This is a genomic window from Aliarcobacter sp. (genome assembly GCF_041672065.1).
In the GTDB taxonomy this organism is placed as follows: domain Bacteria; phylum Campylobacterota; class Campylobacteria; order Campylobacterales; family Arcobacteraceae; genus Aliarcobacter; species Aliarcobacter skirrowii.
The window spans coordinates 15,497-31,931 of sequence record NZ_JBAZAH010000017.1 but is presented as its reverse complement, the minus strand read 5'-3'; the positions used below and the strand labels follow the sequence as shown (position 1 = coordinate 31,931).

The window sequence follows — 16,435 nt, the reverse complement described above, 5'->3', positions numbered from 1 at the left end:
GTATATCTTACAAGCTCATAATCAGTTATTTCAAAAGAGGCGATTTTATATGCACTTGGATTAAATTGTTCAAGAAAATCAACTGCACTTTTATCAAAAGGTGTTGAAAAAATATCAATATTTATGCTTCTAGCATAATCAAATAGCTCTTTGTGCCATTCCCAAGGAGTATAAGCCTCTTCGTAAAGTTCATAAAGATTTTTTCCATCCCATAAAGTTCCACCATCTATCATAAAATCAGAATTTTTACTGTTTAATGTCATTGTATCTGCACGATATGTTTGAAGTTTTATTGCATTTGCACCTATCTCTTTTGCAGCTTTTATTGTATCAAGTGCTGTTTGCAAACTTCCATTATGATTTGCACTAAGTTCTGCAATTATATAAACTCCATCTTTATTTAAATCAAAATTACCTATTTTCATACTGACCTACTTTTTAATCTTTTTTATACTTCTACTAACTTTTGCAAAGCCTAAATTAAACTCAAATTTTGTTGTAGTTTCAATAACTTCTCCATCTTCATCATTTGATAATATTTCATCTTCTATTTCAATTATATCTTCTAAAATCTTATTTGATTTAGAAGCTAAATTTTTTTGTATATTTTCATCATCTGTTTTCATAATATCATTTATATTTCTTGAGAGTTCTTTTACTTTGGCAAAAGTTTCTATGATTTTAATAGTTGTTTGAGTAGCAACTTTACTTTTTATAATAGTTGCCAACATATACAAGCCTTTTTCAGTGAAAACTTTTGGATTTACTGTAGAGTGCTTTAGTTTATTGAACCGGTGGAAATTTTCCACCAGTTCTTTTTTTTCATCTTCATTTAGCTCTATAATATAACCTTCTGGAAACTTTTCAGGATTATTTGAAACTGCTTTATTTATATCTCTTGTCTCTACCCCATAGAGCTGTGCAACATCTCTATCAACTAAAACAAACTCTTCATTATATTTTATCAGCTTATTTTCTAACTCTTCGAATTTTATAATTTCCATTTTAATCTCCTAAAAGTTTAATTATACTTTTTTCTAGCAATCTTTTATCAAACTTTTTCATTGTAAAATACCCTTTTTTCTTTAAATATTTATACATCTCTTTTTGATTTTTTGCAGTTTTTATAGTAATCATAGGCAAATCTAAATAAAAAATCTCATTAGCTGTAACACTTGGAGTTACAATTGAAAAATCACTCTTGCTCATAAGTTTTGCAACTTTATTTGAATTTATTTGTAGATTTATCCACTTTTTATCTTTACAATACTCTTTTAGCTCTTCTAAATTTTTATTTGCATTTGTGGTTACTAAATTTACTTTCAAAGATTTTTTAAATTTTTCTACTACTTTTAAAATTTTTATATTTAAATTTTTATGATCAACTCCACCTAAGCCCAAAAATATTGTTTGATTTTTTTTCTTTACTCTCTTTTTGGCTTTTTTAGCTTCCAGAAACTCATCTCTTAAGAGTGTATATCTACTTCCACATCGCAGTTTGCAATACTTTGGCACCTTATTTTTATACTTTTTTTCATCTGCATATATATTGTGATTTAATAAAATATCACAAAAATGTTTTTCATAAGTATCATCTAAAACAAAAAATTTTAAACTTGAGTTATCTTCTTTTAATTTTTTTTCAAAATTATAATCTATATTATAATTATCAATTATTACCATATCAATATTTAGTTTTTTTATTAAATCATTTAACTCTTTAAAATCATTTGATTTTAGAAGTTCTATTTTATAACCTGCTTCAATAATTTTATGATTTATATTTCCAACTAAATCTTGTGTAGCAAAAATGATATTTTCATTTTTATATTGTTTAGCCAAAACTAAATCTCTCATAATATGTCCAGTTCCAATATATGAAGATGAATCAACTCTTATTAAAATATTCATTTTAACTCTCTTTGTACAACTTCATACATAAATTCAGCTCTAGTCCAATCTTCAAGTGTATCAATATCTTGAACTAAATATCTAGGAAGTATTATTGGAATACTATCTTTACCAAATATAATATCCTCTGATTTTACACTTAAATTTGTCCAATAAAATTGTCCAGCATCTTGGTAGGCTTCTTCTAAATCTTGACTTCGTTTAGAAAAATTTTCTGGCCAAAACATTTCACATCTTTCATCTTTTGTTATTTTAAAAGTTCTTTGAATAGGAAATGGCATAGAGGTACAAGAAAAAGCATTTCTTGCATTTGAATTTTTTAATTTTTCGTAAGCTTCAATTAAATATTTCTCTTGCAAAAATGGAGCGGTTGCATAGATTGTACATATGAAATCTATTTTTTCACCTTGAGCTTTTAAAAATTCTATAGCATGATTTACAACAGCACCTGTTCCTGTAAAATCATCACTTAACTCTTTTGGTCTTATAAATGGAACATCTGCCCCATAACTTCTAGCAATTTTTGCTATCTCTTCATCATCTGTTGAAACAATAACTTTAGAAAAAAGTTTTGATTTTATAGCAACCTCAATACTATAAGCAATAAGTGGTTTACCATGAAATAATTTTATATTTTTTTTGGGAATTCTTTTGCTTCCACCTCTTGCTGGAATAATCGCCACACAACTATTTTGCATAGTATCCTCCTGTTTTTTTACTTCCTTTATACTCAATAAGATTTTTATCTTTTAACTCTTTAACTTGCCTTTGAACTGTTCTTAGAGGAATATTTGATTTATTACTTATTTCAACTGCACTTAGACCACTGTTTTTAGAAATAATTTCAAATAACATATTTATACCGCCATTTATACCGCCATTTATACCGCCATTTATACCGCCATCTACTATTTCATTTTCAACTCTTTTATAAAACGTAGTTCTTACAGCTTCCCACTCATACTCAAAAGTAGGTGCTGGCAGACCATATTCTAAACATTCATTTATAATATTTATAGTTCCCTTTCCCCAATTTTCAATAAATCCACACTTATAAAAAACAGATGCCATAGTTGGATTAAATGGTTTTGATTGATGGGGTTGATTAAATTTTTCTATTGGAACTTCTGGATTTAAAGTTGCTCCATTATAAAGCACAAGTTTATCATCATAAACTCTTATTTGCAGATTTGAAGTATTGGTATAGTCTCTGTGAATCAAAGCATTGATAACAGCTTCTCGTAAAGCTTCATAAGGATACTCTAGTTTTTCTCTTCTATGAGCACCTTCATAAGAGATATATGCTTTTAGATATTTAAGTCTTAAAATATCAAGTATCATATCCACTTGATTTATCAAATTTCCCTCTATAATATCGCTGCTTTGAATATCTGTTTCACTTAAAAATCTTCCTATTTTTGAGTGCGATTGAATATAATATTTCTGTGGATTTTTACCAAAAAGTAAAATGGCAGCTCTTTTTAGATAATTTCCTTCATATAAATTTAACTTTCTTAAAAGCTCTTCAATATTATCTTCATTTACAATATCAGGAACTCTATCTTTTGCTAGTTTTTTAAACTTTTCAATAGTTTTTAAATCAATCTCATCTAAAGTAAATCTTTCCTCAATAACATCATCCCAAGTTTTACCATATTTTTTTAGTAAAAAGTTTGTAAGATTTCCACCATTTAACTCTATTGTGTTACTTCCACTTCTTATATAAAATTTACCATTATATGAAATTGGTGCATAGGTTTTATTCACTTTTATCTCTAAATAGTTTTGAGTATTTGAATTTTTTATAGAAATATCTACGACTAATCCCAAACGATTATTTATCTTATTTGGAAGAAGTTCAATCAACTCTTCAATATTTTCAACTCCTAGAACTTTTGAGTTGTCATCTAAACCAATATACAAAAATCCACCTTCACTGTTTGCAAATGCACAGATAGTTTTTAGGTATTCATCTTTCCATATTTGTTTAAACTCAACAGTTTGAGATTCTAGAAGTTTATGCATCTATTTTAAAACCTCTAGAAGACTTTTTATCACATAATGTTGTTCATCATCATTTAATAATGGATACATAGGAAGCGAAAAGCATTCGTTATAGTATCTATTCATAATAGGTGTATCTTCGTTTCCATATCCAAGAGATTTATAATATGGCTGTTTATTTATAGGAATATAGTGAAGTTGAAGCCCTATGTTTTTCTCTCTCATTTTGTTAAAAAGTTCTATTTTAGAGATATTTAATTTTGAAAAATCAACTTTTACAATAAAAAGATGATAAGATGAGTTATTAGTAAAACTATAAAGTGGTTTTACAAAACTATTTAAAAAAGCTTTATCATACTTTAAAGCTATCTCTTTTCTTCTTTTTATAAAACTATCTAGTTTTTTTAATTGACTAATTCCCAAAGCAGCCTGCATATCTGTGATTCTATAATTAAATCCTAAAGAGTGCATCTCGTAGTACCAAGGAGCAGTATCAGGAAATCTTTTTATTCCATGAGCTCTTAGCTCTAATAATTTTTCATAAATCTCTTTAGAGTTTGTGGTAACAGCTCCACCCTCTCCTGTTGTTATATGTTTTACTGGATGAAAAGATAAGATACTACAATCACTATTTTCACAGCTTCCTGCTTTTATATTTCCAAAACTTGCCCCTAAAGAGTGAGCACAATCTTCTAATATTTTTATATTGTAACTCTCTTTTAGATATTTTAATTTTTTTTGATTTACTATATTTCCACTAAAATTTACTACATATATAGCTTTTATTGAGCTATCTTTTTTAAGCTCTTCTTCACACAAATCTAAATCTATATTTCCATCTTCTTGTATATCTACAAAAATAGGAATTGCTTCAACATATAAAATACTATTTGATGTTGCTACAAAAGAGTTTGGAGTGGTTATTACTTTATCGCCTTTGTTTAATAAAACTAAAGAAGCTAAATGAAGTGCAGCTGTTCCATTTGCTACAGCTACACAATATTTTGCATTTGTATATTTACAAAGCTCATCTTCAAACTCTTTTATTTTTGGACCAGTTGTCAAAAAATCTGATTTTAAAACTTCAACAACACTATTTATATCATCTTCATCAATGCTTTGTTTACCATAAGGTATAAAATTCATCATGATTTATCTACCATTTTCAAAAACTCTTCACTACTTAGCCATTTTGTGTTGTTTCCAGAGTTATACTCAAATCCTTGCTCTACAGGAACTCCTACTTCACCTAAAAGATTTTTTGAAAAATCTGCCCCACTTGTAAATTTAATAGTTGGTTTTATTACATAGTGATCATTAAACTCCAAAGTTAGATGACTATCATCTGCTGGACACATAATCTCATGAAGTTTCTCACCTGCTCTTATTCCAATAATTTTATGACTTAAATTAGAAGCCATTGCTTTTGCCATATCAACTATTTTCATAGATGGAATTTTTGGTACAAATATCTCTCCTCCTTGCATTCTTTCGAAATTTTTTAAGACAAAATTTACACCATCTTCAAGTGTTATAAAAAATCTTGTCATTCTCTCATCTGTTATTGGAAGCTCTTTTACACCTTCGCAGATTAATTTTTTGAAAAAAGGAACAACCGAACCCCTACTTCCTACCACATTGCCATATCTTACAACTGAAAATTTAATATCTTGATTTCCCACAAGATTATTAGCAGCAACAAAAAGCTTATCACTTGCTAACTTTGTAGCACCATATAGATTTACAGGATTTGCAGCTTTATCAGTTGAAAGGGCTATTACTCTTTTTACACCGTTTTCTAAGGCTGCTTCAATTACATTTTGAGCACCATCAATATTTGTTTTAATACACTCCATAGGATTATATTCAGCTATTGGAACATGTTTTAGTGCAGCTGCATGAATTATAAAATCAACATCCTTAGTAGCTTGTTTTAATCTTTGATTATCTCTTACATCCCCTATAAAATATCTCATACATTTAGCACTATACTCTTGAGCCATCTCATACTGTTTTAACTCATCTCTACTAAAAATAATTATTTTATTTGGTCTATATTTTGATAATAAAATTTCTGTATATTTTTTACCAAAGCTTCCAGTTCCACCAGTTATAAGTATATTTTTACCATTAAACATAAAAAGCCTTATTTTAATATTTGAAGTAGATTCTATCAAATTTTTAATTTATTTAATATTTTATTTAATTATGTAATAATAAACTCAAATTTTACGGAAAAAGAGAAGATGAGAGAAGTAATACCTGAAAATATTTTAAAAATTCAAAAAAAACTTGCAACTTTACAAAAAGATTCAAGAAATTATAAAAAATATACAAAAATATTAGCAAAACATATAAAATCTCATACTATGCAACAAAGAGTAAAAGCCCATATAAAGGTAATTGAGACTATTCAAAATTTAAATAAAGAGTAAAAATATTGCAAATTGTAATATTTTTAAGAACTTTTAAAAAATTGTGCTAAGATTTCGGCATAAAAAGAAAAATCAAAAAACGAGGTAAAAATCATGGATGAAAATCAAAAAAAATCACTTGAACTTGCTATTAAACAAATAGACAAAGCTTTTGGAAAAGGTACGCTTATTAGATTAGGAGATAAAGAGGTAATTCCAACTGAAGCTATTAGTACAGGCTCACTTGGTCTTGATTTAGCTCTTGGTGTTGGAGGTTTACCAAAAGGAAGAGTCATTGAAATCTATGGACCTGAAAGTTCTGGAAAAACAACTTTAACACTTCACGCAATTGCAGAAGCTCAAAAAGCGGGTGGAGTTTGTGCATTTATAGATGCTGAGCATGCTTTAGATGTAAAATATGCAAGAGATATTGGAGTTGATACAGACAATTTACTTGTTTCTCAACCTGATTTTGGAGAGCAAGCTTTAGAGATACTTGAAACTGTTATTAGAAGTGGTGCTGTTGATTTAGTTGTTGTGGACTCAGTTGCTGCCTTAACACCAAAAGTAGAAATTGATGGTGATATGGATGATCAGCAAGTTGGAGTTCAAGCTAGACTTATGAGTAAAGCTTTAAGAAAAATAACTGGACTTTTAAGCAAAATGAACTGTACAGTTATTTTTATTAACCAAATAAGAATGAAAATTGGAATGACAGGATATGGAAGCCCAGAGACAACAACAGGTGGAAATGCTTTAAAATTCTACTCATCTGTAAGACTTGATATTAGAAGAATTGCAACTTTAAAACAGGGTGAGAACTCAATTGGAAATAGAGTAAAAGTAAAAGTTGTAAAAAATAAAGTTGCGGCTCCATTTAAACAAGCTGAGTTTGATATTATGTTTGGAGAAGGTATCTCAAAAACTGGTGAGCTTGTTGATTATGGTGTTAAACTTGATATTATTGATAAAGCTGGAGCTTGGTTTAGCTATGGTGATACAAAAATTGGTCAAGGAAGAGAGAACTCTAAAGTCTTCTTAAGAGATAATCCAGCTATTGCAAAAGAGATTGAAGATAAAATTTTAAACTCTATGGGAATAAATGATGCAATTATTACAGGAAGCGATGATAGTGAAGAGGATAGCTCTTCTTTAGAAGATTAATACTTTTTGAGACAATTTTAAATTGTCTCAAACTTCTTAAAAACTTACAACTCCTACTTCTTTTAACATCAAAACAAATATAGCAAATGGTGTTATGTATTTTAAAACTATAAGCCAAAGTGCAAATAAGAACTCTCCTAAATATGGGACTAATGCTTTTTTAATTATCTCTTTATCCACTACAAAAGCTACAAAAATTGAAATTGCAATTCCACCAAGTGGCATTAATATTGCTGAAGTAAAAAAATCCAACCACTCAAAGAGTGATTTTTCATAAAAAATAAGATACTCTTTAAACTCATTTGAAAAGGATAAAATTGCTATAAATCCTATAATATAAGCAAAAGATGATACTGTTAAAGTTGCTTTTACTCTTTTAAACCCTCTTCTTTCAATTAGATACATAATTGCTGGTTCTATCATAGAAACAGCTGAAGTAATAGCAGCAAAAGCCAATGCAAGAAAGAAAAATATTGCAAAAATAGTTCCAGCAAATCCCATCTCATAAAAGATTGCAGGAAGAGTTATAAATACCAATCCTACACCTTTATCAACATTTGCATCGGCACTAAAAATTATTGTAAAAATAATCAATCCAGAGACAAAAGCAGTTAATACATCCATAATTACAACAAACATAGTCGCTTTTAAAATATGTGTATCTTCACTAATTGATGCAGAGTATGTCAAAATAGTAACAACTCCAACAGATAGACAAAAGAAAGCATGACCAACTGCTATTAGTATTGAATTTGTATCAAAATTTTCAAAATCTGCTTTAAACATAAACTCCATTGCTTTTGAAAATCCACTTAAAGTTGTAGAGTAAAAAAACATTACAATAAATATAATAAATAGTGCAGGAACAAGTATATTATTTAATCTCTCTATCCCTTTTTTTACACCTTTTGAGATAATAAATATAATTAGACCAAAAATAAAACTAAAATAAAAAATTTGAGAGCCTAAACTATTTTGAGAGTAGTTTAAAAAATACTCTTCTGCTAAATTTACAGTTGTAGGAAGTGATGTAAAACTTAATACCGTATAGTGCAAAATCCAAGCTATTACTATTGGATAAAAAGATATTATTAAAACTCCTGTTATAAAAGTAAATCCAATATATTTAAAATATTTATGCTTTTTTGGAGCTAAAGCTTCAAAAGTTGTAACAGCATCCTTTTTTACTATTTTTCCTAAAATAACCTCAGCTATAAAGATTGAAATTCCAATTGTAAAAACTGCAAGCAAAAATACTAAAACAAAAGCTCCTCCACCATTTTCTCCAGTTATATATGGAAATTTCCAAATATTACCAAGTCCAATTGCACTCCCTGCAATCGCTAAAACATATCCTATTTTTGAAAATCTATTTTTATGCAAAAAAATCCTTTTTATTATTGAAAATAGATTTTATCTAAAATTCAATTATAAATTTTACTTAACTATATCTTGGATATAATGAAAATAAAATCTATTAGGTAGTTATTATGAAATTTATAGGTGCGCATGTAAGTGCTAGTGGAGGAGTTTTTAATGCTCCTAAAAATGCTGTTGAAATTGGTGCAAAAGCTTTTGCACTATTTACAAAAAATCAAAGACAATGGAGCGCAAAAGCTCTTGATAATAAAACAATTGATTTATGGTTTAAAGAGTTAGAAAAATCAAAAATAGAACCAAAACATATTTTACCTCACGACTCTTATTTGATAAATCTTGGACATCCAAATAGTGAGGCTAGAGAGAAATCTTTAAATAGTTTTATTGATGAAGTTCAAAGATGTGAAATTTTAGCTTTAGATAGATTAAATTTTCATCCAGGAAGTCATTTAAGAGAGATTAGTGAAGAGGAGTGTTTAAATAATATTGCAGAATCTATGAACTATGCTCTTGATAAAACTAGAGGTGTAAAACTTGTACTTGAAAACACAGCTGGGCAAGGAAGTAATCTTGGATATAAATTTGAACATCTAGCTTATATAATTGATAAAATTGAAGATAAAAGTAGAGTTGGAGTATGTATTGATACTTGTCATATGTTTACAGCTGGTTATGATATAAGAACGCGTGAAGCTTATGATAAAACTTGGGATGAATTCTCTAAAATTATAGGATTTGAGTATTTAAGTGGAATGCATATAAATGATTCAAAACCAGAGCTTGGAAGTCGTGTTGATAGACACGATAGTTTAGGAGCTGGACAAATTGGTTGGGATTCATTTAAATTTTTGATGAACGATTCAAGAATGGATGATATTCCACTTATTTTAGAGACTATTGATGAGTCTATTTGGGCAAAAGAGATTGAAACTTTATATAGCTTTATGAAGAAGTAGAAGTAAACTTCCTACTCTTCTAAAACTTTATTTAACTGTTTTGCATACTCTATTGCATCATTTATATTTGAAAAAGTTGTAACATAATCCATATGTCTCTCTATCTTTCTTTGAACTCTACTATTTAAACCTGAGAGTATTAGCTTCTTATTTTTTGTTTCAAAACTATCGATTATAGATTTAAGTGCAACCATTGCCGTCATATCTATTAAAGATACATTTTTCATATTTAAAATTACAATATCTCTTTTATCACTTGAGTTTAAAAGAATTTTCATAGCTTTTTGAGCAGCACCAAAAAACATAGGACCATTTATATCATATATTAAAACATCTTTTGGCAAATTGGGATGTAAACTTAAATCTTCACTTACAAGCTCAATTGAGTATAAATCAATCGTTCTTTTTATAAATAACACAGAAGCAAGACCAATTCCAACTGCAACAGCAACTTGCATATCTATTAAAACTGTTAAACTAAAACAAGCTAAAAGAACATAAATATCATCTTTTGGAGCAGTTTTTAGGATATTTATAAAGTGTTTAACTTCACTCATATTCCAAGCAACCATAAGTAAAAGTGCTGATAATCCAGCCATTGGAAGATATGAGATATATGGAGCTATAAATAAAATTGAAACTAAGATAAAAAGAGAGTGAACTATTGAAGATAGTTTTGTTGTTCCACCTGAATTTATATTTGCAACTGTTCTTGCTATTGCTGCAGTTGCTGGAATTCCTCCAAAAAATGGCACAACCATATTTGTAATTCCTTGACCAATTAACTCTTTATTTGGATCTGTTTTATTTCCAGTCATACCATCACTAATAACTGCACATAAAAGTGACTCCAAAGCCCCTAATATTGCAATTGCAATTGCATGAGGTAATAGAGCTTTTATAAGATCTAAATTTATCTCATGTGGAGCTAGAAATCCCCAAGGAAGAGTAAATTGTAAAGGAACAGGAGGTATTCCACTTCCTTGCAAATTTCCAACACTATATGAAAAAGTTGAGTGAATTGTTGAAATATTTAATCCAAACTTATAATTAACATAAGCAACAACCAAAGTAATAAATCCCAAAGCAATCAAAGCTGCTGGTATTTTACTTTTTGTTTTTCTCCAATAAATCAATATTAAAAGTGTTGTAAATGCTGTTAAAAATTCATAAATATTAAATGTAGAAAATGAGTTAAAAAGTAAAAGAAGCTTGTCAATATAACTTCCTGTAAAATTATCAATTGTTAAACCAAAAAAATCTTTTATTTGAAAAGTTGCAATTACAACTGCAATTCCTGAAGTAAACCCAACTGTTACAGGATATGGAACTAGCTCTATTAAATTTCCAAGCTTAAAAAGTCCAATTAAGATTAAAATAGCTCCTGACATAAGTCCACAAAGAAGAAGCCCTGAAATTCCAAACTCTTGAACTATTGGAATTAAAATTACAATAAAAGCTGCAGTTGGTCCTGAAATATTTACCTTACTACTTCCAAAAACAGTTGCTAAAACACCAGCAACAATAGCTGTATAAAGTCCAAGTTCAGGTGGAACTCCCGTTGCAATAGCAAGTGCCATTGATAAAGGCAATGCAATAATTCCAACAGTAAGACCTGAGAAGATATTACTTCGTATCATCTTCTATTTCCCGTAGATTTTTATAGAAAAATCTTCTTTTTTATCCTGATACAATGTATCATAATACATAGATTTTTCGCTATCTTCATTTATATATTGATTATTTGTATATATCAAAACCAACTCTTTTTGAGCCTCTTTAACTCCACTATTAGCTGCAAACTCTAAAAGCTTTATTCCTTTTTTTATATTATCATTTGAAAAATAGTAAAAAGATATTTTATAAGCTGCAATTGGATCTAAATACTCAACATCTTGTAGAAGCTTTATAGCCATTTGGCTATCTTCTTGAACAGCTACACCATTTTCATACAAATTTGAAAGTAAGGCATTTGCATAGAAATTTCCACTTTGTTTTGCAAGTTCAAATCTATTTTTAGCAGATTTTGACTCACCAGTTTTAAGTTCATAAATTCCTAACCTTATATTTGCGAAACTACTTTTATATGCTATTAAATCATAGCAACTCATCTCAAGCTTTAAGCTCTTATTTTTACAACTATTTGCAATATCTAGCTCATTTTGTAAATCTTTATCGCTTTTGTAGTGTAAAGAACAGGCAAAAAAAAGCAAAGATATAATAAAAATAGAGGAAATTTTTAAAAAACTCTGCATAATAAAACTCCAAAAAAAAATATCTTAAGATTTTAGCATTTTTTTATTCATTTGTAGTTAAGAAGTTTTAAGATACCATATAAACTTAATATTATTTAAATTTACGGAGCTTTATGCAAGAGGTAATAGATTTTTTAAAAACAAAAGATATAGAGAAAACAAACTTTTTTAATCAATTAAAATGTAGTGTTGAAGAGGCAAAAATCCTTCAATATCTCTCAAAAGAGTATATGAACGGAAGAGATGTTTTAAGTGTAATTGATATTTTAGGTCAATTTTATAGTATTGAAAAATATGAGCACTTAGAGAAATTAAACATTATAAAATCTCTTTTAGAGTTTGGTTGGATTGTTCAAATAGCTTTTGACCAAGTAAAACTAAACGAAGCTTCAAAGTTTGAGCTTATAAACACAAGTGTTTGCTTGTCTAGCTCTTATTTAAAGATGCTTGAAAGTGGAAGTAGTGAGTTTGTTTTACCTGAAATAAAAGATTATAGTGACCATTTAGAGTATCTTCAAGACCAGTTTTTAAAAATAGATATAACTCAACAACTAAATAGTGTAAAAAGAAATTTTGATATAAACTCACCTAGTTCAAGTAGACTTAAAAACAAACTTCTACTAGTAGAAAATAGAATAAAAGAGAGAATAAATGCAACTACAAATAAGATAGTTCTTGAGGAGTTTTTTAAAGAGCATAATCTTGATGAACAAGAAAAAATTCTATTTTTGGCACTATTAAAAGAGGAGTATAGCGGTGGAGATGGAACATTAAGAGAGATGAACTATCTTCTTGAACTTGTATCAAATGATGATTATGAAAAGATAAAATATAGAAGTTTGCTTGAAGAGAGTTCAACTTTGGTATCAAAGAATTTAATTGATTATGATGAAGTTTTAACTCCTTTTGGAGGAATAAATAGAAATTTCTATATTCCTGATGAGATTTTATACAAAATCTCTCATCCAAACAAAAAAGGTTCACCTGTTTCAAAAATTAAACTTGAAACAATAATAAAAGAGCAAGAGATTTTTGAATTAAGCACTACAACTAAAAACTTAGATGATGTTGTTTTAAATCCAAAAACAAAAGAGACTTTAAATAATCTTTTAAAACAAGTTGATAAAAGTGTTATAAATAGACTTAAAACTTGGGGAATAAAAGATAAAAAAAGAGGAATAGAGGCAAAAATAATATTCTATGGACACGCTGGAACTGGAAAAACAATAACAGCTTTAGCTTTGGCAAAATCTTTAAAAAAAGAGGTTTTAAGCTTTGATTGCTCTAAAATCTTATCAATGTACATTGGTGAGAGTGAAAAAAATGTTAGAAATATTTTTGATAAATATAAAGAGATAAAAGAGCAGACGAAAAGTGAACCTGTTTTACTTTTAAATGAAGCTGATCAATTTTTAAGTTCAAGAAGTAGTGGTGCAGGAAGTAGTGCTGATAAGATGCATAATCAAATGCAAAATATATTTTTAGAACAGATTGAAAAATTTGATGGAATTTTAATAGCAACTACAAACTTGCTTGAAAATCTTGATAAGGCATTTTCAAGAAGATTTAACTATAAAATTGAGTTTGTAAAACCAAATAAAGAGCAAAGAGTTGAGCTTTGGAAAAAACTAATTCCACAGACTTTACCTTTGGAAAAAGATTTTGATTTTGAAAAAATTGCACAACATGAGTTAACAGGTGGACAAATTGAGCTTGTAATTAAAAATACAGCTTACAAACTAGCAATTAGCGAAAATGCAATATTTACTCTAAAAGATTTTGAAGAGCAGATTACAAAAGAGAAAAAGGGTCAGTTTGACAGCGATATAAAAGTAGGATTTTTTTAATAAGGATAGATATGAATTTAAATAGTTACGATTTTATTTTAACTCTTGGAACATTTTTTGAAGATAAAAAGATATTAGAAGATTTAAAAAACTCTTCAAAAAATCAAGCTAAAATAATCTATATGCACCCAATAGATAAATATGAGTTGAAAGATTTTTATAACTCATTTATAAAATATGAAGTTGGAAGTGAAGAGGCTATTTTAGCCCTAATTTTATACTTTTTTTCAAAAGATAAAAAGATTATTTCAAACTATTTAGAAGAGCTTGATATTGGCTATTTATCTGCTGAAAGTAGTGCTGGAGAAGATGAGTTTGAAGAGGCTTTTGAAATTTATGAAGAGTCTTTAAAAAAAGCTTTGATTTTAGGAGATGATTTACTAAATCACAAAAGTATTGAAAATATTGTTCAATTAATAAAAAATATAGAAAAATATACAGATTTGAATCCTATTTTTACTTCAAAAGAGTTAGAAAATATGGTAAAAAATAGTTCAGAAGAGAAGTTAGTTGAACCTAAAAATCTTGAGAGTTTTAATGGAACTGTTATTTATTTTTTAGGAAAAAATAGTTTAGAAGATGATTCAAAAATTATTGCAAGTCAAACTTTTTTAAATGTTGCAAAATTAGCAAACAATGATTTTGTAACTTTTAGTTGCGATAACAAAGAATTTAAAAAACAAGTAGTTTTAGATAAAAATCTTTTAGGAACAATAGCTTTAATAAATGAAGATATCTCAACTTATAAATTTAGAAAAATAGTACTTACAAAGGAGCAAAATAATGCAACAAATTAAAACTATTAGTGTAGGTCACTCACCTGATGCTGATGATATTTTTATGTATTATGCTATTAAATTTGGTTGGATTAGTATAGAGAATACAAAATTTGAAAATATTGCACTTGATATAGAGACTTTAAATCAAGCCACACTAAAAGGAGTTTACGATATTTGTGCAATATCTTTTGCTCTGTATCCTTTTGTTAAAGATGATTTTGCCTTACTTAAAACTGCTGTTTCATTTGGTGAAGGGTACGGTCCAAAATTGATTAAGAAAAAAGGAGCTAAACTAAAGAGAAACTTTAAAGTAGCTCTTAGTGGAGAGTTTACTACAAATGCACTTTTATTTAAAATAGCTTATCCAGATGCAAGAGTTACTTATATGAACTTTTTAGATATTGAAAATGCTGTAATAAATGGTGATGTTGATGCTGGAGTTTTAATTCATGAATCAATTTTAACTTATAGCAGTGTTCTTGAAGTTGAGCGTGAGATTTGGGATATTTGGGTAGAGCTATGTGATGGTGAAGAGTTACCACTTCCTCTTGGTGGAATGTGTCTTCGTCGTTCAATTCCACTTAATGATGCTATAAAATATGAAAATGCACTTATAAAAGCAGTTGATGTAGCAAATAAAAATAGAAAAACTTTAGCTGTAATGTTGCTTGAAAAAGGTTTAATAAGAGTTGATGCACCTACACTTGATAAATATTTAGACCTATATGCAAATGATAACTCTGTAAAATTAAGCGAAATTCAATATAAAGCTATAGATAAACTATTTGAATTGGGTTACAAAAGTGGTCACTATCAAAATCTTCTTCGTTCACAAGATTTTACAATTCCAAGCGAGTACAAAGATTTAAGAAATAGCTAATGCAAAACTACTTTAAAGAAATTGATTTTAAAAGATACTCTTCTATACATATTGGTTGTAGAAAAGAGGTTTTAGTAATAAATGAAATAGGCGATTATAGTGATTTTCAAATAATTGGTCGTGGAAATAATTTACTTATTTCACCAAAATGTGAAAAAAAGTTTGCAATTTTGGGTGAAGCGTTTGATTATATCAAAGAGGAAAATAACCTTTTATATGTGGGTTGTGCTACTAGTAGTGGAAAACTTCTTACATATACAAGAAAAAATAATATTGCCTCTTTGGAGTTTTTGGCAAAGTTACCAGGAAATATTGGTGGACTTGTAAAGATGAATGCTGGATTAAAAGAGTGGGAAATTTTCAACTATCTTCACTCAATAAAAACAAAAGATGGATATATAAAAAAAGAGGATATAGATTTTTCATATAGGCATACAAATATCGACTCTATTATTTATGAAGCAGTTTTTAATATCCAAAAAGGTTTTAGTAAAGAGATGCAAAATGAGTTTGTGAAAATGAGAGATAATCAACCACAAATTGCTAGTGCTGGAAGCTGTTTTAAAAATCCAAAAGGTGATTTTGCAGGACGACTTATAGAAGCTGTTGGATTAAAAGGTAAAAAGATAGGAGATATGGAGTTTTCAAATACTCATGCAAATTTTTTGGTAAATCACGGAAATGGTACATTTGATGAAGCGATAACTTTGATAAATCTAGCAAAACAAAAAGTAAAAGAGCAGTTTGATATAGAATTGGAAACTGAGATTATAATTTTTGAATAAGCTAGATTAAAATTCATACTATTAAGAAAACCTTACATTTTTTATGTTAGAATGCACACT

17 protein-coding genes are annotated in these 16,435 nt (G+C 28.2%); 7 read left to right on the top strand and 10 right to left on the bottom strand.

Features of this window, described 5'->3' with window-relative positions; all coding sequences use genetic code 11:
- The 7 genes from WC168_RS04345 to pseB form a co-directional block, all read right to left on the bottom strand.
- A partial coding sequence (locus WC168_RS04345; RefSeq protein ID WP_372617745.1) for an N-acetylneuraminate synthase family protein occupies positions 1–425 on the bottom strand: 425 nt, incomplete at its 3' end.
- A gap of 6 nt (positions 426–431) precedes the next feature.
- Complete coding sequence (locus WC168_RS04340) at positions 432–1,004, bottom strand: ORF6N domain-containing protein (RefSeq protein WP_372617743.1); 573 nt, start codon at positions 1,002–1,004, stop codon at positions 432–434.
- 1 nt (position 1,005) lies between these two features.
- Complete coding sequence (gene pseG / locus WC168_RS04335) at positions 1,006–1,911, bottom strand: UDP-2,4-diacetamido-2,4,6-trideoxy-beta-L-altropyranose hydrolase (protein WP_372617741.1); 906 nt, start codon at positions 1,909–1,911, stop codon at positions 1,006–1,008.
- Positions 1,908–2,609, bottom strand: coding sequence for a pseudaminic acid cytidylyltransferase (gene pseF / locus WC168_RS04330; protein WP_372617739.1), 702 nt, complete (start codon positions 2,607–2,609; stop codon positions 1,908–1,910). The genes pseG and pseF overlap by 4 nt, the downstream gene beginning before the upstream one ends.
- Positions 2,599–3,936, bottom strand: coding sequence for an RNA-binding domain-containing protein (locus WC168_RS04325; protein WP_372617737.1), 1,338 nt, complete (start codon positions 3,934–3,936; stop codon positions 2,599–2,601). The genes pseF and WC168_RS04325 overlap by 11 nt, the downstream gene beginning before the upstream one ends.
- Positions 3,937–5,064 (bottom strand): UDP-4-amino-4,6-dideoxy-N-acetyl-beta-L-altrosamine transaminase, encoded by a 1,128-nt coding sequence (gene pseC, locus WC168_RS04320; RefSeq protein ID WP_372617735.1) that lies wholly within the window; start codon positions 5,062–5,064, stop codon positions 3,937–3,939.
- Positions 5,061–6,053, bottom strand: a complete 993-nt coding sequence (gene pseB, locus WC168_RS04315; RefSeq protein ID WP_320341090.1) for a UDP-N-acetylglucosamine 4,6-dehydratase (inverting) — start codon at positions 6,051–6,053, stop codon at positions 5,061–5,063. The genes pseC and pseB overlap by 4 nt, the downstream gene beginning before the upstream one ends.
- Before the next feature lie 108 nt (positions 6,054–6,161).
- Between pseB and WC168_RS04310 the strand changes: the two genes are divergently transcribed.
- Entirely contained in the window at positions 6,162–6,350 is a 189-nt protein-coding gene (locus WC168_RS04310) for a hypothetical protein (protein WP_066162194.1), read from the top strand.
- 93 nt (positions 6,351–6,443) lie between these two features.
- Positions 6,444–7,493, top strand: a complete 1,050-nt coding sequence (recA, locus tag WC168_RS04305; RefSeq protein ID WP_066350438.1) for a recombinase RecA — start codon at positions 6,444–6,446, stop codon at positions 7,491–7,493.
- A 36-nt stretch (positions 7,494–7,529) separates the two neighbouring features.
- On the opposite strand, the gene WC168_RS04300 is transcribed toward recA, so the two are convergent.
- The gene (locus tag WC168_RS04300) at positions 7,530–8,876 is read right to left on the bottom strand and encodes a sodium-dependent transporter (protein WP_372617732.1); all 1,347 of its coding nucleotides are present in this window, start codon (positions 8,874–8,876) and stop codon (positions 7,530–7,532) included.
- A 107-nt stretch (positions 8,877–8,983) separates the two neighbouring features.
- Here WC168_RS04300 and nfo point away from each other — a divergent pair, with 107 nt between their 5' ends.
- Positions 8,984–9,829 (top strand): deoxyribonuclease IV, encoded by an 846-nt coding sequence (nfo, locus tag WC168_RS04295; RefSeq protein WP_372617730.1) that lies wholly within the window; start codon positions 8,984–8,986, stop codon positions 9,827–9,829.
- An 11-nt stretch (positions 9,830–9,840) separates the two neighbouring features.
- On the opposite strand, the gene dauA is transcribed toward nfo, so the two are convergent.
- Together dauA and WC168_RS04285 are read right to left on the bottom strand one after the other, a co-directional pair.
- Complete coding sequence (dauA, locus tag WC168_RS04290; RefSeq protein WP_372617728.1) at positions 9,841–11,469, bottom strand: C4-dicarboxylic acid transporter DauA; 1,629 nt, start codon at positions 11,467–11,469, stop codon at positions 9,841–9,843.
- A 3-nt stretch (positions 11,470–11,472) separates the two neighbouring features.
- On the bottom strand, positions 11,473–12,084 hold the full coding sequence (locus tag WC168_RS04285) for a tetratricopeptide repeat protein (protein ID WP_372617726.1): 612 nt from the start codon (positions 12,082–12,084) through the stop codon (positions 11,473–11,475).
- Between the two features lie 113 nt (positions 12,085–12,197).
- Between WC168_RS04285 and WC168_RS04280 the strand changes: the two genes are divergently transcribed.
- Genes WC168_RS04280 through WC168_RS04265 form a run of 4 tightly spaced genes read left to right on the top strand, consistent with a single transcriptional unit; the run spans position 12,198 to position 16,375 of the window.
- A complete protein-coding gene (locus WC168_RS04280; RefSeq protein ID WP_066162206.1) occupies positions 12,198–13,931 on the top strand; it encodes an ATP-binding protein in 1,734 nt (577 codons plus the stop codon).
- A gap of 11 nt (positions 13,932–13,942) precedes the next feature.
- Positions 13,943–14,728 carry a hypothetical protein gene (locus WC168_RS04275; protein ID WP_372617723.1) on the top strand — a complete coding sequence of 262 codons (786 nt, stop codon included), beginning with the start codon at positions 13,943–13,945 and terminating at the stop codon, positions 14,726–14,728.
- Positions 14,715–15,590 carry a menaquinone biosynthesis family protein gene (locus tag WC168_RS04270; protein WP_372617721.1) on the top strand — a complete coding sequence of 292 codons (876 nt, stop codon included), beginning with the start codon at positions 14,715–14,717 and terminating at the stop codon, positions 15,588–15,590. Before WC168_RS04275 ends, WC168_RS04270 begins: the two co-directional genes overlap by 14 nt.
- A complete protein-coding gene (locus WC168_RS04265) occupies positions 15,590–16,375 on the top strand; it encodes a UDP-N-acetylmuramate dehydrogenase (RefSeq protein ID WP_372617719.1) in 786 nt (261 codons plus the stop codon). Before WC168_RS04270 ends, WC168_RS04265 begins: the two co-directional genes overlap by 1 nt.
- Positions 16,376–16,435: the final 60 nt, after the last annotated feature.

Bases quoted from the DNA above. Each gene is read 5' to 3' on its own strand.
- WC168_RS04275 (WP_372617723.1), top strand. From the start codon at position 13,943: ATGAATTTAAATAGTTACGATTTTATTTTAACTCTTGGAACATTTTTT.
- WC168_RS04270 (WP_372617721.1), top strand. From the start codon at position 14,715: ATGCAACAAATTAAAACTATTAGTGTAGGTCACTCACCTGATGCTGAT.
- nfo (WP_372617730.1), top strand. From the start codon at position 8,984: ATGAAATTTATAGGTGCGCATGTAAGTGCTAGTGGAGGAGTTTTTAAT.
- WC168_RS04340 (WP_372617743.1), bottom strand. From the start codon at position 1,004: ATGGAAATTATAAAATTCGAAGAGTTAGAAAATAAGCTGATAAAATAT.
- pseF (WP_372617739.1), bottom strand. From the start codon at position 2,609: ATGCAAAATAGTTGTGTGGCGATTATTCCAGCAAGAGGTGGAAGCAAA.
- WC168_RS04285 (WP_372617726.1), bottom strand. From the start codon at position 12,084: ATGCAGAGTTTTTTAAAAATTTCCTCTATTTTTATTATATCTTTGCTT.
- pseG (WP_372617741.1), bottom strand. From the start codon at position 1,911: ATGAATATTTTAATAAGAGTTGATTCATCTTCATATATTGGAACTGGA.
- recA (WP_066350438.1), top strand. From the start codon at position 6,444: ATGGATGAAAATCAAAAAAAATCACTTGAACTTGCTATTAAACAAATA.
- pseB (WP_320341090.1), bottom strand. From the start codon at position 6,053: ATGTTTAATGGTAAAAATATACTTATAACTGGTGGAACTGGAAGCTTT.
- WC168_RS04325 (WP_372617737.1), bottom strand. From the start codon at position 3,936: ATGCATAAACTTCTAGAATCTCAAACTGTTGAGTTTAAACAAATATGG.
- WC168_RS04265 (WP_372617719.1), top strand. From the start codon at position 15,590: ATGCAAAACTACTTTAAAGAAATTGATTTTAAAAGATACTCTTCTATA.
- WC168_RS04310 (WP_066162194.1), top strand. From the start codon at position 6,162: ATGAGAGAAGTAATACCTGAAAATATTTTAAAAATTCAAAAAAAACTT.
- dauA (WP_372617728.1), bottom strand. From the start codon at position 11,469: ATGATACGAAGTAATATCTTCTCAGGTCTTACTGTTGGAATTATTGCA.
- WC168_RS04280 (WP_066162206.1), top strand. From the start codon at position 12,198: ATGCAAGAGGTAATAGATTTTTTAAAAACAAAAGATATAGAGAAAACA.
- pseC (WP_372617735.1), bottom strand. From the start codon at position 5,064: ATGATGAATTTTATACCTTATGGTAAACAAAGCATTGATGAAGATGAT.